Source organism: Sinomicrobium pectinilyticum (genome assembly GCF_003725735.1).
GTDB classification, from domain to species: Bacteria; Bacteroidota; Bacteroidia; order Flavobacteriales; family Flavobacteriaceae; genus Sinomicrobium; species Sinomicrobium pectinilyticum.
In genome coordinates, this window is record NZ_RJTM01000002.1 from 262399 (window position 1) to 287749 (window position 25351).

General features: G+C 46.1%; 17 protein-coding genes. 15 read left to right on the forward strand and 2 right to left on the reverse strand.

Annotation, left to right across the window (positions count from 1 at the left end; genetic code table 11):
- The first annotated feature begins 558 nt into the window (after positions 1-558).
- From ED312_RS01075 to ED312_RS01110, 8 genes are all read left to right on the forward strand, one after another.
- The gene (locus ED312_RS01075; protein ID WP_240642975.1) at positions 559-3801 is read left to right on the forward strand and encodes a SusC/RagA family TonB-linked outer membrane protein; all 3243 of its coding nucleotides are present in this window, start codon (positions 559-561) and stop codon (positions 3799-3801) included.
- A gap of 11 nt (positions 3802-3812) precedes the next feature.
- Positions 3813-5690: a RagB/SusD family nutrient uptake outer membrane protein gene (locus tag ED312_RS01080; protein WP_123214132.1), complete on the forward strand. Its 1878-nt coding sequence runs from the start codon at positions 3813-3815 to the stop codon at positions 5688-5690.
- A 221-nt stretch (positions 5691-5911) separates the two neighbouring features.
- Positions 5912-7099, forward strand: coding sequence for a DUF4861 domain-containing protein (locus ED312_RS01085; RefSeq protein WP_123214133.1), 1188 nt, complete (start codon positions 5912-5914; stop codon positions 7097-7099).
- Positions 7100-7553: 454 nt separating this feature from the next.
- Positions 7554-10595, forward strand: a complete 3042-nt coding sequence (locus tag ED312_RS01090; protein ID WP_240642976.1) for a SusC/RagA family TonB-linked outer membrane protein — start codon at positions 7554-7556, stop codon at positions 10593-10595.
- Between the two features lie 39 nt (positions 10596-10634).
- On the forward strand, positions 10635-12236 hold the full coding sequence (locus tag ED312_RS01095) for a RagB/SusD family nutrient uptake outer membrane protein (protein ID WP_123214135.1): 1602 nt from the start codon (positions 10635-10637) through the stop codon (positions 12234-12236).
- Positions 12237-12656: 420 nt separating this feature from the next.
- A complete protein-coding gene (locus ED312_RS01100; RefSeq protein ID WP_123214136.1) occupies positions 12657-14651 on the forward strand; it encodes a DUF2264 domain-containing protein in 1995 nt (664 codons plus the stop codon).
- Positions 14652-14661: 10 nt separating this feature from the next.
- Positions 14662-16038: a BNR repeat-containing protein gene (locus ED312_RS01105; RefSeq protein WP_206363186.1), complete on the forward strand. Its 1377-nt coding sequence runs from the start codon at positions 14662-14664 to the stop codon at positions 16036-16038.
- Positions 16039-16069: 31 nt separating this feature from the next.
- Positions 16070-17263, forward strand: a complete 1194-nt coding sequence (locus tag ED312_RS01110) for a glycoside hydrolase family 88 protein (RefSeq protein ID WP_123214204.1) — start codon at positions 16070-16072, stop codon at positions 17261-17263.
- Between the two features lie 12 nt (positions 17264-17275).
- On the opposite strand, the gene apaG is transcribed toward ED312_RS01110, so the two are convergent.
- Positions 17276-17662 (reverse strand): Co2+/Mg2+ efflux protein ApaG, encoded by a 387-nt coding sequence (gene apaG, locus ED312_RS01115; RefSeq protein ID WP_123214137.1) that lies wholly within the window; start codon positions 17660-17662, stop codon positions 17276-17278.
- A 149-nt stretch (positions 17663-17811) separates the two neighbouring features.
- The gene (locus tag ED312_RS01120; RefSeq protein WP_123214205.1) at positions 17812-19077 is read right to left on the reverse strand and encodes a type IX secretion system plug protein; all 1266 of its coding nucleotides are present in this window, start codon (positions 19075-19077) and stop codon (positions 17812-17814) included.
- 23 nt (positions 19078-19100) lie between these two features.
- On the opposite strand from ED312_RS01120, the gene ED312_RS23565 reads away from it, so the two are divergent.
- The 7 genes from ED312_RS23565 to nqrF all read left to right on the forward strand — a co-directional run bounded on the left by ED312_RS23565 (position 19101) and on the right by nqrF (position 25323).
- Positions 19101-19298, forward strand: a complete 198-nt coding sequence (locus tag ED312_RS23565) for a hypothetical protein (RefSeq protein WP_148044195.1) — start codon at positions 19101-19103, stop codon at positions 19296-19298.
- 114 nt (positions 19299-19412) lie between these two features.
- Positions 19413-20753, forward strand: coding sequence for a Na(+)-translocating NADH-quinone reductase subunit A (locus tag ED312_RS01125; RefSeq protein WP_123214138.1), 1341 nt, complete (start codon positions 19413-19415; stop codon positions 20751-20753).
- 10 nt (positions 20754-20763) lie between these two features.
- Positions 20764-21927, forward strand: coding sequence for an NADH:ubiquinone reductase (Na(+)-transporting) subunit B (locus ED312_RS01130; protein WP_123214139.1), 1164 nt, complete (start codon positions 20764-20766; stop codon positions 21925-21927).
- Positions 21928-21929: 2 nt separating this feature from the next.
- Positions 21930-22643 (forward strand): NADH:ubiquinone reductase (Na(+)-transporting) subunit C, encoded by a 714-nt coding sequence (gene nqrC, locus ED312_RS01135; RefSeq protein ID WP_123214140.1) that lies wholly within the window; start codon positions 21930-21932, stop codon positions 22641-22643.
- A gap of 5 nt (positions 22644-22648) precedes the next feature.
- Positions 22649-23362, forward strand: coding sequence for an NADH:ubiquinone reductase (Na(+)-transporting) subunit D (locus ED312_RS01140; RefSeq protein ID WP_123214141.1), 714 nt, complete (start codon positions 22649-22651; stop codon positions 23360-23362).
- Between the two features lie 28 nt (positions 23363-23390).
- Positions 23391-24005 carry an NADH:ubiquinone reductase (Na(+)-transporting) subunit E gene (gene nqrE / locus ED312_RS01145; protein ID WP_123214142.1) on the forward strand — a complete coding sequence of 205 codons (615 nt, stop codon included), beginning with the start codon at positions 23391-23393 and terminating at the stop codon, positions 24003-24005.
- A 19-nt stretch (positions 24006-24024) separates the two neighbouring features.
- On the forward strand, positions 24025-25323 hold the full coding sequence (gene nqrF, locus ED312_RS01150) for an NADH:ubiquinone reductase (Na(+)-transporting) subunit F (protein WP_123214143.1): 1299 nt from the start codon (positions 24025-24027) through the stop codon (positions 25321-25323).
- Positions 25324-25351: the final 28 nt, after the last annotated feature.

Below are 25351 nucleotides of genomic sequence, written 5' to 3' on the forward strand. Positions count from 1 at the left end.
TATATTTTAAAAATTATTGACAAATGTTATTTTAACGTAAAATCAGGTGTTTTTATCCTTTCTTCTTGTTATTTAAACTTGTGGAAGATCTTTAAGAAAGCCTTCCGGTGTTCTCAGGCCTTTCCCATAAAAAAAATAAGCATGTAATTTCTGTACAAAAATATAGGTTGTATTTAAATAACATAAGAATTTATTATTGTTAAATATAGGTTATTCTCTTATAACTTGAAGGACATAAATATTAACGAAATCGTTTTCGATGAGAAGCCGGATGGGAATGATACTTTTCGGTGTAAAGATACTTTATATATTTGTGTTATCGTGAACATTGTTATAATATGCTTTTATGTCCCAATATCGTATATACTTATCAATAATTTTTGATTTTTATTTTTAAATATTAATTCGCATATTAGTGTTTTGTTAACACTTATAACGTTCGATCTATTAAAAAAGAGCGTTTTTTCCTGGGTATTCTGTTTCGATTTTTTCTGATTATGTAAGTATTTACAACATTATTGAAAGAATTATTTTTAACACCAATCAAAATTTAATTTTATGAAGAAAACTGGATTTAGTGCCTTGATGGTATTATGGCGGAATACAATTTGTATTTTGTTAATCAGCAGCATGACCGGCCTGCTGTATGCTAGGGATGTTTCCTCTCCGGCAGAAACCGGATTGGAAAGTGCTCCACTTTTTCATTCCGTGACCGGGCAGGTAACTGCCCAGACCGACGGAATGCCTCTTGCAGGAGCAAGTATTATGGAGAAGGGTACAACCAACGGCGTTGTGGCTGATTTTGACGGCAATTATTCTATAGAAGTTTCCGGACCGGATGCGGTACTGGTAATATCTTACGTAGGATTTAAAACCACGGAAGTGGCGGTTGAAGGAAAGGAAGTTGTGAATATAGCGCTTCAGGAAGACCTTGCACAGCTCGATGAAGTTGTCGTAGTGGGGTACGGCGAGCAGAAAAGGGAAACGGTTACCGGTTCTGTTGCCACCATTCAGAGCAAAGAACTGGCAAAATCCCCCACGGTAAACGTTTCCAATGCCATTGCCGGGCGTATGCCCGGGGTGATTGCTACACAGGACAGCGGAGAACCTGGTGCGGATGATTCCAATATCCGTATCCGCGGTAGCAATTCTTTTGGCGATAGCAGTCCCCTGGTGGTTATAGACGGGATTCCCGCACGGGAAGGAGGTTTTTCCCGGCTGAACCCCGCCGATATTGAAAACATCTCCGTTCTGAAAGATGCATCGGCAGCGATTTACGGGGCACGGGCCGCCAACGGGGTGATCCTCGTTACTACAAAAAGGGGAAGCGATGGCAAACCCCGGCTCAGCTATAATTATAACCTCGGGTTTTCACAGCCTACCGTAATTCCCGACCTTGCCAATGCCACACAGTATGCCGAGATGCGAAACGATCTGGAAGTTTATAAACTGCCGGTATCCGAATGGCAGGGTGCTACTACTGCCTTCCGGGAGAGCGGTACCTATACCCGTCCGAACGGAAATACGGTTACCGCACCTTTCATGCCCGATGATTTCCAGAAGTTCCGTGATGGTTCCGATCCCTGGGGACATCCGGATACGGACTGGTTTGATGCTACTTTTAAGAACTGGTCCAAACAGGAAAGGCACAATATTCAACTCACCGGGGGAAATGAGAATATGAAGTTCCTTACCTCCCTGGGGTACCAGAAACAGGATGCGTATTACAAGAATTCCGCAACGAACTATGAACAGTATGACCTGCGTATAAACCTGGACGCAAAGGTAAACGAATACATTACTACCCAGATAGGAGTACTTGGAAGGCAGGAAGACAGAAATTACCCGACAAAAGCGGCAAGTGCCATATTCCGTATGCTGATGCGGGGTAACCCCACACAGCCTGCTTTCTGGCCCAACGGAATGCCGGGGCCGGATATCGAATACGGGGAAAACCCGGTGGTTATTACCACAAGTCAGACCGGGTATGACCGCGACCGGAGGTATTACTTTCAAACCAATGGAAAAATAGAGATCAAAATCCCGTGGGTGGAAGGATTGAAGTTTACCGGGACTGCAGCTGTGGATAAATACATTCAGCAGAAAAAACGCTGGGAGACTCCCTGGTATCTCTATACCTGGCAGGGAGAATACGAAGAGGACGGGGAAACTCCGAAACTGGTTGCCGGTAAACGCGGACCTGCCGAGCCGAACCTGCGGCAGGAAAACCAGGACCAGCTGAACATATTGCTGGGAGGTGTACTTACTTACGATCGTAAGTTCGGGGACCATGAACTCAATTTTCTTGCCGGGGTAAACCGGGAGACTATAAGGAATGACAATTTCTTCGCTTTCCGTCGCTACTTTATTTCCGCCGTTATTGACCAGATGTTTGCGGGTGGAGCAGCGGAAAGAAATAACGGGGGAGATGCCTGGGAACGGGCACGTCTCAATTACTTCGGAAGGGTTGGCTATAACTATAAGGAAAAATACCTTGCCGAATTTTTATGGCGATACGATGGCTCCTACATGTTCCCCCAGGACAGCCGGTACGGTTTCTTTCCCGGGGTTATGCTGGGATGGCGTATCTCCGAAGAGAATTTCTGGAAAGACAATGTAGAGTTCGTAAACTACCTGAAACTCCGGGCTTCCTGGGGGCAAATGGGTAATGATAATATCTATTTCGATGCCAATGGAGATGGCGAACAAACACTACAGGAATACCAGTATTATTCTACTTATGGCTTCGGTTCTTATATAGTAGATGGAAATGTGACAAGTAGCCTGTTCGAAAGCCGGGTGCCTAATACGATGATCACCTGGGAAGAGGCGAATAACTACAACATAGGACTGGACGGACAATTGTTTAACGGAAGGGTGAACTTCGAACTGGATATGTTCCTGAACAAGCGGAGCAGTATTCTCTGGAGGAGAAATGCTTCCGTACCGCAAACCACCGGGATGACGCTTCCGGCGGAAAACATCGGTAAGCTGGAGAACCGCGGATGGGAATTCAACGTCGGGTATAACGGTACCGCCGGAGAAGTACAGTACAATGTAAGTGTAAACGGGGGATATGCCAAGAACAAGATCAAATTCTGGGACGAAGCGCCCGGTGCCCCGGAATGGCAACGGTCTACCGGAAGTGCCATAGATGCCGGACTCTACTATATCTACGACGGTGTATTCCGCGACGAAGAAGAAATAGCCAATAATTCACTGGACTACAGTGATATTACCAACACCCTGCGGCCCGGGGATATGAAGTATAAGGATTATGACGGCGACGGAAGAATAACACCGGATGACCGGGTGCGCCGCGACAGGAATAATCAGCCGACATTTCAGGGAGGCCTTAACCTGGGTGCGCAGTATAAAGATTTCGATCTTTCCATCCTCTTCCAGGGAGCAGCCGGAGGAGAGCTACGGGTAGGTACGGACGAATCCGGGGCTATAGGAAACTATCTGCTGGATTTCTATGAAAACCGCTGGACGGTAGACAACCCCAGCAGTGTACATCCCAGGATTACCGATCGCAGCGATCAATATTATTCGTTCGACAATACCTACTGGTTGAGGAGCACAAACTATATCCGCCTGAAAAACGTGGAACTGGGCTATAACCTTCCTGCCGAAGTAGGAGATAAAATAGGGGTGAGCAGCCTTCGGGTATACCTGAGCGGGCTCAACCTGGCTACGTGGAGCAAAATAAAAGTACTGGATCCGGAATCCGTGAACTCCATCGGACATTATTATCCGCAGTCCCGTATCGTGAACATGGGAGTATCCGTAACCTTTTAAAATCTTTTGTAATGAACACATCAAGAATAAAACAAATATATATGTACGTGTTTGTCGCATTTTTTGCGACAGCATCATGTAGCGATGATTTTGTAGATACAAAACCGTTGAATGAAGTAGAGGCTTCCGAAGTATGGGCGGATGAGGGCTTGTCCGAGGCGTTCGTTATTGATATATACAACGGTTTCGGACAGGGTGGCTTTGACGAGGAAATGCTGGCTTCCGCGTCTGATGAAGCACTGTTTACCCATTCCGGCCGGGGGTATAAAGAGTTCAATGGCGCCAATTCCAATCCCGCCAGCCAGGGATGGATAAGTGATAATTATGAATGGGGGAACATGTACAAGCGTATCCGTGCCACTAATATAGCCCTTAAAAACCTCGAAGATCCCCTGTTTGACAATCCGGAACTCGTGGAAAGGCTCAAAGGAGAGGCCCGTTTTCTGCGCGCCTTCTTTTACCAGCAGTTGTTACGGTATTACGGGGCAGTTCCCCTGATAGAGAAGGTATATGAATTGCGGGAGGAAGACTATACTGTTCCTAGAAATACCTATGAAGAATGTATCAATTTTATTGTGGCAGACTGTGATGCGGCAATAGAATTGCTGGACGGACAGCCTACTGCGCTCGGAAGAGCGACGAATATTTCGGCAATGGCCCTGAAGGCTCGCGTATTATTGTACGCGGCAAGCGACCTGCACGATATCCCGACTGCTTCGTCCAATTCTTCCTTAATTGCAGGATACTCCAATCCCGAATATCTCGGTTATACCTCCGGAAGCAGAACCGAACGATGGGAAAAAGCCAAAGCGGCCGCCAAAGCAGTTGTGGACATGAACAAGGGATATCAACTAAACCTGTCCGAACCCGTAACTCCCGAAGAAGGAGAAGAAAATTATATAGCCGTTTCTTTAGGAGGCGGAAGCTCCGTGGCCGATGCGTCTGCAGGTATAGAATTGCTCCTGGGGCGGTATTTTGTAGATGAAAAAGACGAAGGAGGGGCTTATGTGGGAAGAAACAACGGCCCCAATGGTTACCATAACTGGTCCGGTAACACTCCCACCCAGAACCTGGTGGACGATTATGAAATGATTGACGGCAGTCGTTTTGACTGGAATAATCCCGTACACGCCGGGGCCCCGTATAATAATCGCGATCCCCGCCTGTATGCCAGTATCCTGCACGATGGTGCGGACTGGAAACCCAGGACAGATGATGTTACCGAGAGAGACACGGTAAACCAGATACAGACAGGGCGCTATGAAGTTATTAATAGCCAGGGAGAGAAAGAAGTATTTTATGGTCTGGATACCAGAAACAGTCCTATTGAAGACTGGAACGGTAGTTATACGGGGTATACCATGCGCAAATTCATAGATCCCAACCCGGCTATCGTAGATCAGAACACCAGGCAGCAGATCCCGTGGCCGGTACTGAAGTATACCGAAGCGGTCCTGAATTATGTGGAAGCCTGTATAGAACTCGGGGAAGACGAGGAAGCGCGGAACTGGCTCAATAAAATACGTTACCGTGTAGGGATGCCTGAAATTACCGAATCCGGAGATGCCCTGATGGAAAGGTACAGGAACGAACGCCGCGTGGAACTGGCATATGAAGAACACCGTTTTCACGATGTCAGGAGATGGATGATAGCCGAGGAGACCGTCGGGCAGCAGGTACGCACCATCAGTATATTCGGTGCTTTAAAACCGGGTGCTGATGTAAGTGTATATCACTATGATCCGGAGAGCTATGATTATACCTATACTCCGCAAACTCTTGATCCCGGAATTGAAAACAGGACCTGGCTGGATAAGATGTATTTTATTTCTATTCACCGGGATGAGATGAACCGGAACGATAAACTGGTTCAGAACCCGGGCTACTAACGGATAGGAAAAAGCGGATGTAATTCCGATATCAACAGGCCCTCCCGGCGTTATTTCCGGGGCAGGGTCTGTATGTTTTTGTAAAAATATGATCATTTTTTAACCAACGAGCACCATAATTGTATTTTACAACCCCCTGAGCAGATAAGGCTTTTTGCTCATTTGTTTATCTTTGAAGGAACAGACAGATCGATCAAGTTTAATTTTAAAAAAATCAATTTATGAAAAAACTGACCGCGGGGATTTTATTACTGGGGGCATTGATGGGTTGTGAACAGCCTTCCCCGGTATTGGAATTCTCGGTTAAAAACCCCCTCGATACAGATCGCTCTTCGGAAACGGTAAGTATAGCCGCGGAAAAATTTGCCGCATTGACCGCTACTGCCGGCCCGGAAAGACTTTTTATTACGGATAAAGTCTCCGGAGATACCCTGGTGACCCAATTGCTGGACAGTGATTCGGACGGGACCCCGGACGAACTTCTTTTTCAGGTAGACCTCAAGGATGGGGAAATCAGGAAACTAACGGCCGGTATAGCCGAAAGCGGCTTTCGCGGACCACAGACTGAATTATCTACCTTTTCGCGTTTTGTTCCCGAGAGGACCGATGACTATGCCTGGGAGAACGATAGGGTAGCCTTTCGTACTTACGGACCGGATGCCCAGCGAAGGGCAGAGGAAAACCTGCCCGACGGAACATTGTCTAGCGGAATGGATGCCTGGCTGAAGAGAGTGCCGTACCCTATTATAAACAAATGGTACAAGAACAACGATGAGAAAAAAGGTGCTTACCACATCGATTCCGGGGAAGGCTACGATCCGTATCATGTAGGGTCCAGCCGCGGAGTAGGAGGTACGGGTATATGGATTAAAGATTCACTGTATACCTCCAGGAACTTTACGGACTATAAGACCATTGCAACAGGTCCCATACGTACTGTGTTTGAACTGCAATACGCTTCCTGGAATGCGGACAGTATACAGGTAAAGGAAACAAAACGCATAAGTCTTGACCTGGGATCCAATCTCAGTCATTTTGAATCTTCTTTCGAAAGTAATGAGCCGCTACCCAATATAACCATAGGACTCACACTCCATGAAAAAGAAGGAAAGGTCAGGACGAATAAGGAAGAAGGGTGGTTCAGCTACTGGGAACCGATGGATGGTTCGGAGCTTGGTGTAGGCGTGGTTATAGACCCCGCGCTGATATTGGATTATAAAGATCACCGCACGGATTATAAAGACGGGAGCCAGTTGTTGATCATGGCCGGTGCGGAGGATAAAAAAGTGTCCTATTACGCAGGTTTCGGATGGGATAAAAGTAAGCAGTTTGCCAACGCAGGGGAATGGAACACTTACCTGAAAAATTTTGCTGTGAGACTCGCCAATCCCGTGGAAGTACAGTTTTAAGACCTATTTTGACCCCGGGACCGAAATTAACGATCCCGGTTCTGGTCAGCCGGTCCGGAAACTGTTACGGGTACAGTCATCGGCCGGGAGAACGGACCATGCTTAAGAAGAAAAAATGCTTGCTTGCTGAGTTTTAAGAGGTTGTAGATAAGGTGATTACTAGTATAGAAGAAATGCCAATGCTCAATAGTGTTGGCTTTTTTTATAGATATATTAATTATTCAATACTTTTTTTGTGTACTGTTCACATTTAATTTTGTTTTAGTCTTAAATTCTTCTAAATTTATCCCTTATTACTTACGGTTTTGTATTCTCTGGAAAAATTTCCGCTAAAATACAATCGATTGTATTTTTAGAGATGTTTAGCTGAGACTAATATCAAAAGGATGATAGATCTGCCGGAGAGTAAGGGAAGGAATGAAACAAATTAACCAATTAACCAAATTTTTAAAGTATGAAATGGACCCGAAAAACAGTATTGGGCATTTGGTGCGTACTGTCAGTAAACATGGTTTCGATAGTGAGACTGTATGCCGATGATACAAGACATGACGGAAAAATTGTGAGAGATGTTGTGCAGGGAATAACCGGACAGGTAACCTCTGCTGCAGATGGCCAGCCTCTTCCCGGGACTTCAGTGATGGTCAAGGGCACCACAAAAGGGGTGGTCACTGATTTTGACGGACACTATGAATTGGAGGTCGGTAACCCGGATGCCGTGCTCGTATTTTCTTATGTAGGATTTAAAAATCAGGAAATAACGGTAAACGGAAAGGAGGTTATCCACGTTGCATTGGAAGAAGATCTTGCCCAGTTGGACGAGGTCGTGGTAATAGGGTATGGTACGCAGAAGCGATCGGATGTAACCGGGGCAGTGGTTTCTGTACCTAAAGAACGCCTGTCCAATCTCCCTGTGACCAATCTTTCCCAGGCCATACAGGGAACTACGGCAGGTCTTAATATCAGCCAGAATTCGTCTGTACCCGGAAGCACGGGCCAGATACAGATACGCGGGGTAAATTCCATCAATGCCAATACCAGTCCGTTTATCGTGGTTGACGGCTCTCCTTTTTTTGGTACTACCAATGATATTAACCCCGGAGATATCGAGTCCATAGAAATTTTGAAAGATGCTTCTGCCGTAGCCATATACGGTACACGGGGCTCCAACGGAGTGATATTGATTACCACTAAAAGAGGGCTCTCCGGCAAACCCAGGATCAGCTATAACGGCTATGCGGGGCTCGAAAGCCTTGCGCACAGGCTGGAACCGCGAGGCCCGGAGGCTTATGTACAAAAATATGCCGATTACATGCGGGCAAGGGGGCTGGAGCAGACCGATGTGCTTCCGAATACCTTTGAGATAAATAATTATAATGCCGGGATTACTACCGACTGGCTGGATGCCGTAACCCGGGCCGGGACCATACAGGAACACAATATAAGCGTGTCCGGAGGTACGGAAAAAGTAAAATATTATGTGTCCGGGGGCTATCTGGACCAGGAAGGCGTAATAAAAGGATACCAGTTCAACCGGACGAGTTTCCGTTCTAACCTGGATATTCAAATTACCGATTATTTAAAAGTAGGGACTTCTGCCTTTTTTACGGCCAACAACTACGACGGTGGCAGGGCGAATTTCCTTTTTGCCGCAGCAATGAGCCCGTATTCACAGGTATACAACGATGAAGGCAATTATGAAATATATCCGATGTCACCCGAACAGTTGTTTGAAAATCCTATGTTGGGCCTTGCCACCGACAGGCTGGAAAGGGATAAGAACCTTACCGGAAGTGGTTATGCCGAACTTACCCCGGGTTTTATAGATGGTCTGAAATACCGGTTGAACGTTTCTTACGTACACAGGCCGGGCCGCCTGGCCACTTACGAAGGACGTGCGGCGAATGACAATAACGGTACCGCTTATATCCGGAATACCGAAGAGAACAACTGGGTCGTTGAGAATATCCTTACCTGGAATAAGGATTTTGGTAAACATCATATAGATATCACCGCCCTGTACAGTGCCCAGGAAAATGAATATTTTGCCACGGCTGTAGATGCGGTTGGCTTTGTTAATGATGAATTATCTTTCAATAATATAAATGCAGCGGCTAATATAAGTGCCGGATTTATTGCCGATAATGTACCCAGGGGCTCCTATAGCTGGCAATCCACACTGGTTTCGCAGATGGGGAGGATCAATTATTCCTATGACAGCCGCTATTTGCTGACGCTGACCGCGAGAAGGGACGGATACTCCGCATTTGGTTCAAATACCGATAAATATGGAGTGTTCCCCTCACTGGCATTGGGGTGGAATATTCACAATGAGAAGTTCCTGTCCGGGTCGGAGAAGGTCAATCAGTTAAAATTGCGCTTTTCATACGGGGAAACGGGCAACCAGGCAGTCGGGGTCAACCAGAGTATTACCACGGCAAATACCGTCCTCTATCCGTTTGGCGGGTCAACGGCAGTAGGTGCCCTGGCTGGAAGAATCGGAAATCCCAATCTCAACTGGGAAACCACCGCTTCCGGGAATATAGGACTCGATTTCGGATTTTTCGGGAACAGGATTCGCGGAAGTATAGAAGCTTACAAAAACAAGACCAGGGATATATTACTGGAGCGCAATATTCCCAGTGTCGGCGGTTACGAATCGGTATGGGATAATCTCGGAGAAATGCAGAATACCGGTCTGGAGGTTACGCTGAGTACGGTAAATGTACAAACTGATGATTTCAGTTGGGAAACCGATGTCAACTTTTCCACAAACAAGAACAAAATACTGGAAATATATGGTGATGGTGAAAATGATATCGCCAACCGATGGTTCATAGGTAAGTCGTTGCAGGCTATCTACGATTATAAAATGGTGGGGATATGGCAGGAAAATGAAATTGCCAATGAAGATCATTTGGGGCATGACCCTACGGCACGGCCGGGGGACATAAAATTTGCCGACCTCAATAATGATGGTATCATAGACCCGGAAAACGACAGGACCTATCTTGGAACCTCTCTTCCCAAATGGTACGGCGGACTTACCAATACGTTCCGCTACAAGAATTTCTACCTCAGTGTATTTGTACAGACCGCACAGGGAGGATTAAAGAATAATTCCGATATAAGCTATGGGGATGAAGCGGGCCGTAGAAATACTCCTGCGGAAGTGGGGTATTGGACACCTGAAAACCAGAGCGATAAATGGCCTTCTTTGCGGTACACCAATACAAGGGGCTATGGCTATCCGCGGGATAACAGCTATGTACGTATAAAAGATGTAAGGCTTAGTTATTCCGTCCCATCATCCTTTCTGGAAGCTTACGGAGTGAACAGTTTAACGTTCTATATAGCTGCAAGAAACCTGTATACCTTTACTGACTGGATAGGCTGGGACCCGGAAAATAACCATGATCCGAGAGGTTCCCGGGAATGGGAGAATAATTACCCAATCACACGGACCATTTCATTCGGGCTGAACTTATCATTATAAGCAGCCAGGTTTTATCTAATAACCAAAAAGTTTGAGAAAATGAAAACATACATAAAAATAATAAGCTGCTTTTGCATGGCATTGCTCCTGTGTATATCCTGCAGCAAGTCCTTTCTTGATGAAGATTCCCGATCCAACTATACCCCGGAAGCTCTGACCAATGCTCTTGGGTTTGAGGCTTCCCTGGTCGGTTTGTATAATCATTTGAGTAACTGGTATTCCAAGAGTGACCGCCAGGGCTGGGTAAGCGTATGGCAATCCGGTACCGATATTGTATGGCCTACACAGCCCGAAGGGATTGAAGTGCCTTACTACGAATACGATCTGCTCACCGCAGATGACGCGGCGGCATATTTTACCTGGCGCTGGGCCTATCAGATGATTAACAACGCCAATATTATCATTGCCAATATCGAAAACCCTGAACTGGAGATCACCGGGATGACCGAAGAAGACAAGGACAAGGTCAATGCTGAAGCCCGTTTTTTCCGTGCCCTGGCCTATAACATCCTGGCCACATGTTACGGCGGGGTGCCCTTAACCACAGAACCTTTGTCCGAACCTAAAACTGATTATGTAAGAGCTTCCCTGGGTGAGGTAAACACATTGATAGAGGAGGACCTTCTTTATGCGGTGAACAATCTCCCCGAAGTAGGGGAAGCCCCGGCCGAAGCCAGGGCAAATAAGTACGTTGCGGCACAATTGCTTGCCGTTGCCTACCTGCGTATGGACCAACCTGCTAAAGCAGAAGAACAGTGCGATTTCATTATAGACAGTGAAAAATACAGCCTTATAACCAGCCGGTACGGTGTAAATGCTTCCGGAGCGGGAGATCCTTTTTCGGATATGTTTATTTACGGCAATCAGCGCAGGTCACAGGGCAATACGGAAGCCATCTGGGTGCTGGAAGCAGAAAACCCCAGTGACGTACCGGGAGGAATGACCGGAAACCCACAGCAACGAAGAGTATGGGGAGGTGCATATCACAATCGAAAAGGCATGCTCCCTGCCGATTCTCTCGGTGGCAGGGGATTGTCCAGGATGCGGCTGAATAATTGGGTTTTATATGATCTCTACGAAGATGGGGATATGCGGAATTCCCAACACAATATCCGCAGGGAGTTCTGGTATAATGACCCCCAGGATGAAAACTACGGACAAAAAGTGGCCTATCAGGGCCCGGATACGCTCTTTATCATTAATCCTTACACGATGAAGTGGAGACATTTCGATCCGAGGGATACTTTTGGTTTTGGAATGTGGAAAGATTTTATTCTCATGCGACTGGGAGAGACCTACCTGCTTAGGGCAGAAGCACAGCTCATGCAGGGAAAAACAGCAGAAGCTGCCCTATCCGTCAATGCCATCCGCAAAAGAGCCAATACCTCAGAGGTTTCTGCCGGGGATATCGATATGGATTTTATACTCGATGAAAGGGTACGCGAACTCATTGGGGAAGAAAACCGCCGGATGACCCTCATGCGCACCGGGACACTGGTAGAACGGGCAGCGCTGAATACCGGGGCTCCCACGGGAATGCAGATACGGGGATTGACCCCGACTCACCTGTTGCTGCCTATCCCCCTCAGAGAGATACAACTGAACAAAGATGCTACCCTGGAGCAAAATCCGGGATATTAAAGTAAGTTTGATTCGAATACTATACCAATTATCGATTATCAACTTGATTAAGAACATATAACCGCCTCAATCCGGCATATGGTAATTAAGTGATAGTATTTCTATGAAGTATAAACTGATTCTCATGTGAGCGTAATTTTTTATATTCGGAAGAGATAAAGACGGAATATTTTTCCCCTTGCTCTACGTGACAGCTAATGTATTCGGAAACTAAACCACTCCTATGGACATGAAGTTCACAGGTTTGTGACAGACTGAAAGTCTGTTTGGCCATGAATTCGCCAATATTTTTATAAGTACAAGCCCATATTCATTCGTGAATTGGTGGCATAAATAACTTTTTAGAACCTGAAAGGAAGATACACTAAAGTGCATAGTTTTAAACTTTTTTTAAGACCAATAAAATTTCAAGGACAAGATATGCGTAAACATTTTGTAGCCCTACTGTTGTTATTTTTCATTTCCGTTCCTTCGGGATTCGCACAAGGACAGGACGAAGGAATTCCGGATGGTAAGAAATCCCGGGAATATTTTATCGCCAGTCTTGTAAAAATAGCATCCCCGGTGCTGGAAGCGATAAGCAGGGACGAGTTAAAAAAAACAATGCCCGTAGAGACCACTGCCAATCCCTGGGGAGACCGGAAACAGGTGACCTACCTGGAGGCGTTTGGCAGGACACTTTCGGGGATGGCCCCCTGGCTGGAACTCGGACCGGACAATACCGCAGAAGGGAAGCTCAGGGAAAAATATATCCGGTTAGCGTTGAAAGGTATACAGCATGCCACTGATCCGGATGCTGCCGACTTTATGAACTTTACGGAGGGCGGGCAGCCCCTGGTCGATGCCGCTTTTTTTGCCCAGGGTTTGCTGCGTGCCCCTACACAATTATGGGAAAGACTGGACAAAGAAACACAGGCCAATGTGTTAACGGCTCTCAAAGCTACCCGCGACATTTCCCCGGCATACAGCAACTGGCTGTTGTTTACTGCCATGGTGGAGGCTGCTCTGTTGAAATTTGAAGGGAAAGCAGACCTGGTCCGTATAGAGTATGCCCTGAACAAACATAAAGAATGGTATCTGGGAGATGGTGTTTACGGAGACGGGCCGGACTTTCACTGGGATTATTACAACAGTTATGTCATACAGCCCATGTTGCTCGATATAGGTGCTGTTCTCAGGGAAAAAAGGGATACCTCGGGAGACGATAAATACAACCGGTTTCTGCATGATTACCGCCTGTTGACAGAGCGGGCCCAACGCTATGCCGCAATACAGGAAAGGCTGATATCTCCGGAGGGAACCTATCCTCCCATCGGCCGGTCCCTGCCATACAGGTACGGTGCTTTCCAGGCTTTATCACAGATGGCCTTACTGGAGAAATTACCGGAAGGGATTGCTCCTGCACAGGTGCGCTCGGCCCTTCATGCGGTAATACAAAGGCATCAGCAGGCCCCGGATATGTTTGATGAGAACGGATGGCTCACCCTCGGGTTTTACGGTCGTGATCCGGAGATTGCCGAAGGATACCTTTCTACCGGCAGCCTGTATTTGTGCACGGAAGTGTTTCTGGTACTCGGACTGCCTGCAGATGCCCCTTTCTGGACAGATGCCCCGGCCAGCTGGACGCAGAAGAAAATATGGAGCGGAAGAAAAATTTCGCGCGATCATGCATATTATCCGCAAAAAGATAAAGAACCGGACTGGGAAACAGTCATAGACGGTACTTCCTTCAGCGATTACAACAATCTGGAGATGCACTGGAATTACTTGTATCCCTGGGGCAGCGATCACAATGGTTCGGCCAGGATGTATGCAGGCCCGGAAAACCGGGAACAGTTAATGCTAAACGATAATGTTCTTCAGATCAAGGCAACCCCCGTGGAGAAAGATGAAGGAAAGAGCAGTAGTCCACCGTATCAGAAAATACGATACCATTCCGCAGCCATACATGCCAAACATCATATTACCGTAAGCAAGGAATACCCCGTATACAAGGTTTCCGGAGAGTTCCGTGCCCCGACAGCCAGGGGGACATGGCCCGCTTTCTGGCTAACGGCGGTAGACGGATGGCCGCCGGAAAGTGATATACTGGAATTCAAAGGAGATCCCTATAACTGGCAAAATACCTTTATAACCCCGGAGGAGGTTTCTACGATCAAGAAAAATATTCCTTCAGCTATGGAAACCTGGCATACTTACACGGCCATACTGAAACGGGTAAATGATGAAAATATAACAATAGAATATTTTATAGACGGGAAAAGAACGGGTACCCACCGGGCGGATTTTACAGGAAAACCGCTCTGGCTGATCATCAACCTGCAGATGGAAGGCTCTTCCGGTTCACCCGGACCCGGAACGGAGACTTACTATTATGCGAAAAATGTAACGGTACAAAGATCACGCTCCTTATAAAAAAGAAAAAATGACAGTAATGCGTAACCGTTACAGGAGGAAACAGCGGGGCAGAAAGAAAATGATCAGTACAATCTGTACCCTCTTTTTTCTTTCCGTGTCCATTGCCCAGGACGTGCGGGAGACCGTCGTGGGACGGGGATGGGCTAACAATTCGGTAAATACGGTAGTATTCCGGAAAAACTCCCTGGTCAGTCATAAGGGGAGGCAGTTTACAGCTTACTATGATGAAGATACTTTTCTGGTTCTCGGCACGCGGCAACTTACGGATACAGTATGGACAGTGCGGAAAACCCGGTTTAAGGGCAACATATCCGATGCTCACAATTCCATAAGTATGGCCATAGACGGAGACGGGTACCTGCATGTGGCATGGGACCACCACAATACGCCGTTGCGGTATGCGCAGAGCAGGGAGCCCTTGGCCCTGGAGCTGGGAGAAGAACGAATGATGACCGGCGTGGAAGAAGACATGGTGACCTACCCGGAGTTTTATGCATTACCCGGTGGTAACCTGTTGTTTTTCTACAGGTCCGGAGGGTCGGGACGCGGGAATATGGTGGTCAGTACTTATGATGTTTCCCGGAAACAGTGGAAGCTTCTGCACCGTAATCTCATAGACGGAGAAGAACAACGAAGTGCTTACTGGCAGGCCTGTGTGGATGATAGAGGGACCATACATCTTTCCTGGGTATGGAGAGAGACATGGGATGTGGCGTCCAATCACGATTTATGCTATGCCAGATCACGTGACGGCGGAATCAGCTGGGAAAAATCTACGGGCGAAAAGTATGTATTACCCATTACAGAATCTACGGCAGAATATGCCTGGCAGGTTCCCGAAGGGAGCGGTCTTATAAACCAGACATCAATGGCGGCCGATGCCCGTGGAGTACCCTATATAGCAACTTACTGGGAACAGGACGGGGTACCGCAATACCAGGTAGTATATAAAGAAAGCAAAGACTGGAAAAGACGTGTGACCGGATTCCGGCAGACACCTTTTGAACTGGGAGGCAGCGGGACCAAGAGAATACCGCTTTCCCGTCCCCAGTTATTACTGACCGAAGAAAACGAAAATATATCGCTCCATTTGCTTTTCCGGGATGAAGAAAGAGAAAATAAAATTTCCCTGGTAAGTACAGGTATCAATGATAGTGCCGGGTGGAGGGTGTACGACCTCACATCGTCATCCGTGGGACAGTGGGAGCCATCTTATGATACGGAGCTATGGAAAAGCAGGAAGCAATTGCACCTTTTTGTTCAGGAAGTAGAACAAACAGATCATGAAGGCATAGCAATAAGGCCGGCAACTCCCGTGCGTGTTCTGGAAATACCCCGGGCATGGTTTAAACGTGACAGCTACGTAGAAGACCGGAAAAAATAAGTTGAACCTAACAAACCAAACAAAAGAAAAAATGAAAAAAGTGATCTTTTTAATCCTGGTACTGACTTTTGCAGTTCCGGCAGCCGCCCAGAAAAATAATAACGATCTGTATACGGCGGCAGACCGGGTACTGCAAAGAGCGGTTGTTCAGTATAAGCATATGATGACACTGTTGCCCGATGACAGATTCCCGAAAACGTATTATGCGGAATCAGATAAACTGGAAACTAGTGATTCCGGATGGTGGTGCAGTGGTTTCTATCCCGGTGTTTTGTTGTATTTATACGAAAATACGGGAGATGGTACTCTGAAAAAGGAAGCCGACCGTATTATGGAGATACTCGCTAAAGAACAATTCAATACCGGGACGCACGACCTGGGTTTTATGATGTTCTGCAGTTTCGGTAATACCGAGAGAATGGCTCCTTCACCGGCCTATGAAGAAATATTGATGAACAGTGCAAAGTCGCTTGCCTCCAGGTTCGATGAAACCGTCGGGTGTATACGTTCCTGGGATTCGAATAATGACGATTTCCTGGTTATTATAGATAATATGATGAACCTGGAACTTCTTTTCTGGGCGACTGAACACAGCGGGGATTCAACCTATTATGATATAGCGGTAAGGCATGCGGACACTACCATGAAAAACCATTTCCGTAAAGACAACAGTTCTTATCACGTACTTAATTATGATGTGAATACCGGAAAGGTCAAAGAAAAGAAAACGGCTCAGGGCTTCTCCGATGCATCTGCGTGGGCGAGGGGACAGGCCTGGGGGCTCTATGGGTATACGGTAATGTACCGGGCAACAGGTAAGCGTAAATACCTGGACCAGGCGGTAAAGATCGCCGAATTTATACTGAACCATCCTAATCTGCCGGAAGATAAAGTTCCTTACTGGGATTTCGACGCACCTGATATTCCGGATGCTTTGAGAGATTCTTCGGCAGGTGCCATTATAGCGTCAGCTTTACTGGAACTTAAAAATTATGTAAAAAGGGATAAAGCTGAAAAATACGCGGTAAATGCCCAAAAAATACTTCATACCCTCGCTACGGAAAATTATGTAGCTTCCGAAGGGACTAACGGGGGATTCCTTTTAAAACACGGGGTAGGGCATATACCTCAGAAATCCGAAGTGGATGTACCGCTTACCTATGGCGATTATTATTTTATAGAGGCATTACTCCGGTACCAGAAGGAGTATGATAAGAAAGATTAGAAAAGATCTTATTTAATTAAGTGCAAAGGGGGCGCATAATTTAAATGTGGGAATATACACCCGGAACTTTCGGGTAGAAGTAAAATTCACCATATTATAATGCCCCCGCATGGCCCCGATAGGGGATGTCAGCAGGCACCCGGAACTGTAAGAGTGAGATTCTCCCGGTTTTAACACCGGTTTTTTGCCTATTACTCCCTCCCCGTCTACAAATTCGGGGTGGTTGAGTGAATCGTAAATCTGCCAGTGCCTTGAAGTGAGCTGTACGGAATCCTTGCTCTGGTTCTCTATGGTGATCTTGTAACCGAAAGCAAAATGCATCCTGTAGTTCTTGAAGAAGGTACCTTCAAAACTGGTGATTACCGAGATTTTTATGCCTTTGGTTATTTGTGTGATCATATGAAAAGCTTAAAGTAGTATAACCACAATGCCGGGTTGTTTACAGGTACGGATATAGTATCCCTCCAAACAAAAATACAAATTTTAGTTTTATCTGATTCAATTTGCGAATAAATTTTTTTATCCGGGACCCCGTAAGGGCAGCCTGCTTAATTGGAGATGTTTACCGAAGTACCGCTTCCGATACCGATGAGACTGTCATACATATCGCCGAAATTCCGGTAATATACCAGGACAAGATAGTTGTTCTCCGTTTCAAAATGATTGCCGTTTATGGTGGTATAATCTGTTCCGTCCGTCCCGGCCATGACAAACTTGTAGTTGTAGAACCCTTGTTTAAGGCGGATCTTAACCTGCAGCCTTTCACCGCTTTCGTCCAGGGTCATTCTGTTTTGTTCGGTAAGCTGGTAGTTGTTGAACTTGCCGTATACATAAACCTCATTGAGTCCCAGTTCCTGGTCATACTTCAAGCTGAAATGGACGTCGGCATAGTCCGCTTCCGTAGCATTGTCCCTGTCATTTCCGTCCAGTGTACGTATTTCAAAATCCCCGTTGATGTCCGGGTAATAGGTGTAGGGTTTGCCGGTATCGACCGTATTGGTAAACAAATAGGTATTGTATACATCGAGCAGTTCCGTGCCGGAAATCGTATTGGTGGAAGCCCGTATTTCTTTGTTGTCGAAATACAGGTATTCGTTACCCCCGTCAAACGAGGTCTCTTTATCGTATTTGTAAATTAACTGGTTACCGGAGTAGAACTGCGGCTTGATCCCGGTGATCGCCGTATTCCAGTTGTGGTTTTGCAGTATAACGACCTTCACTTCCTGCTGCGGGTTTACCAGGGGCTGGCCATTGGTGTTTATGGTGAGTTGTACAACCTGTTTTTCAGCGATCACAGCCATTTCCCGGGCTCTTTTCAGCACCACGCCTACCGAAACCATGTCTTTAAAAACGACAAAACGCCTGGAGAACATCAGTTTGTTGTTGCTGTCATATATTTTAAGGATATAATTACCCGAGAGTTTCAGCCGGGTTCGCGAATTGGGTAATGTAAGGTCATAATGTGAGTAGGGCTGCAGGGTGGTGACCGAATTCCGGTAATCCTGTATCCTCTGATTGTCCACACCATCCAGGAATTGCGATTTTAGCAGGTCCGAAGGGGTCCAGTCCGCATTGCAGTGGAGAATACGGTAATAGTAGTCCGATTCCCTTGCCCGCAGGTCATCAAAAGACAAGGTGAAAGTTTCTCCCAGTGTTATAATGGGAAACTGGTCGTCCTTGTTCTCCCCGTCGCTTTTAAAAACGATGGATTTTATATATTCCGGCGGTTCTACCTCGTATTCTGCCTGTGCAAAGAGACCGGACAGGGTTAAGGGTATGAGTGCCAGGAGGAGGAAATACTTTTTTCTGTGCATCATGCGGTAAAGATACACAAAAAATGAGATGGAAGACAGGTATGCCCGTTGCTGCACTTTTCCGGTCTGCCGGGGAGAATACGCCGGAATTGTGGTGTTACGGACTATATGTGGTTTGCGGGGGACAGTTTTTTTATAACGCGACTTCGGTCAATATGCTTCGGTCTTTTCTGACGGTGTTGTTTGTGGGGTTTGGAATCAAAAACAAAGCATTTGTTTAGAATAAATATAAATAACGAAAACAGTGCTTTCCCTTAGATAATAAATACTCTATAAATTTATAAATTTGCATGAATTTTTGAATAACCTATTTTTCAAAACAATCCAATTGTAACATGTCCAATGACATTCGTATCAGAAAAGGTTTAAACATCAATTTGAAAGGGGAGGCGGAAAAAGTAGTTTCAGAGGCCCCGAGAGTTAAAACCTTCGCACTAAAACCCACTGATTTTCACAACACTACTCCTAAAATGGTTGTGAAAGAGGGAGAAAAAGTAAAAGCAGGTGATGTTATTTTCTATTCCAAGTACAACGAAAAAATAAAATTCGTAGCTCCGGTAAGCGGGACACTCGCGGAAATCAGAAGAGGCGCTAAGCGTAGAATACTCGAAGTAGTAATTGAAGCCGATGACCAGGATGTTTACAACGAGTTTGATGCCAAGGACCCGGCACACCTTTCTTCTGAAGAAGTAAAGGCGTTTTTACTGGAAAGCGGATGCTGGCCTTTTATCCGGCAGCGTCCCTATGACGTAATTGCCAATCCGGATGACACTCCCAAAGCTATTTTTATTTCAGCTTACACAAGTGCTCCGCTGGCGGCCGATACGGAGTTTGTACTTCAGGGCAGGGAAGAGGATTTCCAAGCAGGAATCAATGCCGTGGCCAAACTGACAGCAGGGAAGACCCATTTGTCTGTTGGTAAAGGCTCTTCTTTTTTCAATAATATAAAAGGAGTGGAAATTCACCGGGTTTCCGGTCCGCACCCTGCCGGAAATGTGGGCGTGCAGATACATCATATCGATCCTGTAAATGCAGGAGAACGGGTTTGGGTTATCAACCCCGAAGATGTGGCCATAATAGGTAAACTGTTCCGCACCGGTAAATTCGATGCTACGCGTACGGTTGCCCTGGCAGGTTCCGAAGCGGATAAGCCTCAGTATTACAGGGTGAAGATAGGATCTGCCGTAAAAGCCCTTGTGGATAATGATTCTGCCGATGTAAGGATTATCAGCGGTGATGTACTTACGGGAGACAAGATATCCGCAGACGGTTTTATCGGGTTCTATCACAATACGGTTACCCTCATTCCCGAAGGCAATGAATACAGGATGTTCGGATGGTTACCTTTCAAAGATAACAACATACCGAGTACGCACCATACTTCTTTTGCATGGTTGTTCCCCAATAAGAAATATAAGGTAAATACCAACCTGAACGGTGAAGAGAGGGCACTGGTAGTCACCGGTGAGATGGAAAAGGTAATGCCGATGGATGTTTACCCCATGCAGTTGTTGAAAGCCTGTATGGTAAACAATATCGAGAAAATGGAAAACCTGGGGATTTACGAAGTAGCTCCCGAAGACTTTGCACTGGTGGATTATACCTGTACTTCCAAGATCGAAGCACAGGAAATTATCAGACAGGGACTGGATTTAATGATTAAAGAAGTTGGCTAATATATAAGCTATGAAGTTTTTAAGAAATAAAATAGATCAACTGAAGAAACCCTTCGGAAAAGGGGAAAAATGGGAGAAGTTCGCACCTGCGATCAATGCGTTGGACACGTTCCTTTACGTGCCCAACCATACCACGAAAAAAGGTGCGCATATCCGTGATGCGGTAGACCTGAAACGTACCATGATCACTGTGGTAATTGCACTTCTGCCGGCTCTGATTTACGGTATTTATAATACGGGGTACCAATACCTGCACCAGCTCAACGGCGGAGACGTGGCTTTTATGGATGCATTCACTCACGGTCTGTGGAAGGTGCTTCCTCTTATAATAGTGTCTTACGGAGTAGGTCTTACCATAGAATTTATCTTTGCGATATACAGGGGGCATGAAGTAAACGAAGGGTATCTGGTAACAGGAATGCTGATTCCTATGATCATGCCTGTGGATATCCCTTTATGGATGGTAGGTCTTTCCGTTGCATTTGCCGTGTTGATCGGAAAAGAAGCCTTTGGCGGTACGGGTATGAATATTCTGAACCCCGCTTTGGTTGCCAGGGCTTTTGCCTTTTTTGCATACCCTACATTTATGTCGGGAAACAAGGTATGGGTTTCCGAAGCTACCAATGTTGATGCGATTTCAGGAGAGACCATCCTGGGAAGCCTGGCAGCCGGACACGAGGTTCATTTCAGTATGTTTGATATGTTTAGCGGAGCTATTCCGGGATCTATAGGCGAGACATCCACCCTGTTTATCCTGGTGGGAGCGGCACTATTAATCTTTACCGGAGTAGGAAGCTGGAGAATTATGCTAGGCGGAGTAATTGGAGGCTCCATAATGGGGCTGCTGTTCAACCTTTGGGACGCTAATGCATTGATGGCTTTCCCGTGGTATCAGCATCTTATTGTAGGCGGTTTTGCTTTCGGTATCGTGTTTATGGCCACGGATCCCGTATCTGCGGCTCAAACAACCAAGGGGAAATGGATATACGGTATACTGGTAGGGTTCTTCTGTATTATGATCCGTGTGTTCAACCCCGCATACCCGGAAGGGGTAATGCTGGGAATACTGTTGATGAATGTCTTTGCGCCGACCATTGATCATTATGTTTTGGAAGCTAACATTAAAAGGAGAAAGAAGAGACTGGCCGCGTCTAAACAACTTAAAACTGCTTAGTGATGAACCGAGAAAGTAATACATATACATTTATCTTTGCTATAGGGATGGTGGTAATCGTTGCGTTTCTGCTTGCTTTCGCAGCGACTTCCCTCAAACCGAAGCAGAGTGAGAATGTAAGGAAAGAAAAAATGCAGAATATCCTGAAATCTATCGGAATAGACGTGGAGCGGGAAGCTGCCGAAGGAAAATATAAAGACTATATTAAGGAAGAATTGTCATTGGTAGCTGATGGTTCCGTAGATGAAAGTTCCGATGCTTTTGATGTAGACCTGAACAAGGAATTGAAGCTTCCGGTTGACGAACAGCATTTTCCTCTTTACGTAGCGGATGTTGAAGGAGAAAAGTATTATATCGTACCTTTGAGGGGAGCGGGATTATGGAATGCCATATGGGGGTATGTTTCTCTGAAAGATGATCTGAATACCATAGTAGGGGTTACCTTTGACCATGCCGGTGAAACCCCTGGTCTGGGGGCGGAAATTACTCAGCCGTGGTTCCAGGCACAGTTTGAAGGTAAAAAGATATTTGACGAAAGTGACGAGCTTGTTGGTGTGCGTGTTTCCAAAAGCAGCGGTGCCAAAGGAGAAAATGAGGTAGATGCCATTTCCGGAGCAACAATTACCGGTAATGGGGTAACAGCAATGATAAAAGAACGTCTGTCACACTATCTGCCTTACTTTAAGAAACAAAAAACTCAATTAGCACTAAATTAATTGCCATGAGTAAAAAAGAAAAAAAATCACCCATAGTTCTGTTTGTTTCCGAAGAAAAAGAACCGCTTTTTTCCAAAAAGAACAGACAGCTGATATCCGATCCGTTAAATGATAACAACCCGATTACCGTACAGGTACTGGGTATATGTTCTGCGCTTGCGATCACTGTTCAGTTGAAACCTGCAGTGGTAATGAGCCTTGCGGTATTGGCGGTACTTGCCTGTAGTAACGTTGTGGTATCGTTGCTCCGCAGCATGATCCCCAGCCGTATCCGTATTATCGTGCAGCTTGTTATTGTTGCTTCCCTGGTAATTCTGGTAGACCAGGTGCTGAAAGCTTTTGCCTATGATGTAAGTAAACAGCTTTCCGTATTCGTAGGTTTGATTATTACCAACTGTATCCTGATGGGGCGCCTGGAAGCTTTTGCCCTAGGTAATGGCCCGTGGAAGTCTTTCCTGGATGCCATAGGTAACGCGGCCGGTTATGGCCTTATCCTTATCGTAGTGGCTTTCTTCAGGGAGTTGTTCGGTTCTGGTAAATTATTCGGTATAGAGGTATTGGGGCATAAAGGGGTTACCATGGCAGAATCTACCGGTTTGTATGCACTGGGATATGAGAATAACGGGTTTATGCTGTTCCCGCCTATGGCGTTGATAACCGTTGGTATCTTCATCTGGATGCAACGTTCCAGGAACAGAAAATTAATAGAAAAAGAATAGAGGCAACACCCTTGTAAAAATCAGAAACATGGATTACGTAAATCTTTTTGTAAGGAGTATTTTCATAGAGAACATGATTTTTGCCTACTTCCTGGGCATGTGTTCTTACCTTGCGGTATCCAAAACCGTAAAAACAGCAGTTGGTCTCGGAGCCGCCGTTATTTTTGTACTGGCGATTACGGTTCCTATCAACTATTTGCTGGATAACTATCTTTTGAAACCCGGAGCTTTGTCGTGGATGGGTGAGAGTTATGCAAATGTGGATTTAAGCTTTCTCAGCTACATCATGTTTATTGCGGTGATCGCGTCAATGGTGCAGCTTGTGGAGATGGTTGTAGAAAAATTTGCTCCCGCGCTATACGGAGCACTCGGTATATTCCTCCCTCTTATTGCGGTAAACTGTGCTATCCTCGGGGGATCGCTGTTCATGCAGCAAAAGGACTTCGGAGGTGTAGGAGAGTCCGCTATATACGGAGTTGGCTCCGGTATAGGTTGGTTCCTTGCCATATTGGCCATTGCCGCTATCCGTGAAAAAATCACCTATTCCAATGTTCCCGCACCCCTGCGTGGACTGGGGATAACTTTTATCATTACCGGGTTGATGGCGATAGGCTTTATGAGTTTTATGGGAATTTCATTATAAATTGTTTTATATTTAAGATATGGATTATTCAGTAATCTTAGTGAGTATTGTAGCATGTGTGTTATTGATCCTGGTATTGGTTATTATCCTCCTTGGGGCTAAGGCCAAATTAGTACCGTCAGGACCGGTATCCCTGCATATCAATGGCGAAAAGGATGTTGAGGTTTCTTCCGGGGGCACGCTGCTGTCAACCCTGGGGAACAACAAAATATTTCTGCCGTCTGCCTGTGGTGGCGGTGGCACCTGTATTCAGTGTAAGTGCCGGGTACTGGAAGGAGGAGGGAATATCCTTCCTACGGAAGAACCGCACTTTACCAGGAAAGAGATTGCCGAAGGATGGCGGTTGGGTTGCCAGGTAAAAGTGAAGCAGGACATGACCATAGAAGTTCCGGAAGAAGTATTCGGGATCAAGAAATGGGAAGCGGTTGTGGTCAGGAATTATAACGTGGCTTCTTTTATTAAGGAATTCGTTGTGGAGATCCCCGAGGATATGGATTATCAGCCGGGAGGTTACATCCAGATCGAAATCCCCAAATGTGTGGTGGAATTTAAGGATATCGATATTACCGCACACCCTAAGGAACACCCGGGAGAACCCGAAAAGTTCAAAATGGAGTGGGATAAATTCAATCTGTGGCCGTTGGTAATGAAAAACGACGAGACGGTTGAGCGTGCTTACTCCATGGCTTCTTACCCTGCGGAAGGAAGAGAGATCATGCTTAATGTCCGGGTTGCAACACCGCCTTGGGACCGCGCCAAAAATAACTGGATGGATGTAAATCCGGGTATAGCGTCTTCTTATATTTTCTCCAGGAAAAAAGGCGATAAAGTGGTTATTTCCGGACCTTACGGAGAATTCTTTATCAATCCTTCGGAGGCAGAAATGCTTTACGTAGGTGGAGGGGCAGGTATGGCCCCCATGCGTTCGCACCTGTATCACCTGTTCAAAACCCTGAGAACCGGTAGAAAAGTGAGTTACTGGTATGGAGGACGTTCCAAAAGGGAATTGTTCTACCTTGATCACTTTAAAGAACTGGAAGATGAATTCCCTAACTTCAAGTTCTATGTAGTGTTGTCCGAGCCGCTGCCGGAAGATAACTGGAAAGAAAAGAAAAATGTAGATGATGCCGAAGGGGACGGATTCCTTGGATTCGTACACCAGGCGGTTATAGATCAGTACCTGAATCATCACGAGGCGCCCGAAGATATAGAGTTTTATTTCTGCGGACCTCCGTTGATGAACAAAGCGGTGGAAAAAATGTGCGATGACTTCGGCGTACCACCTGAGAATGTAAGATTCGACGACTTCGGAGGATAATCCGGTCCGGAGAGAATATTATTATACA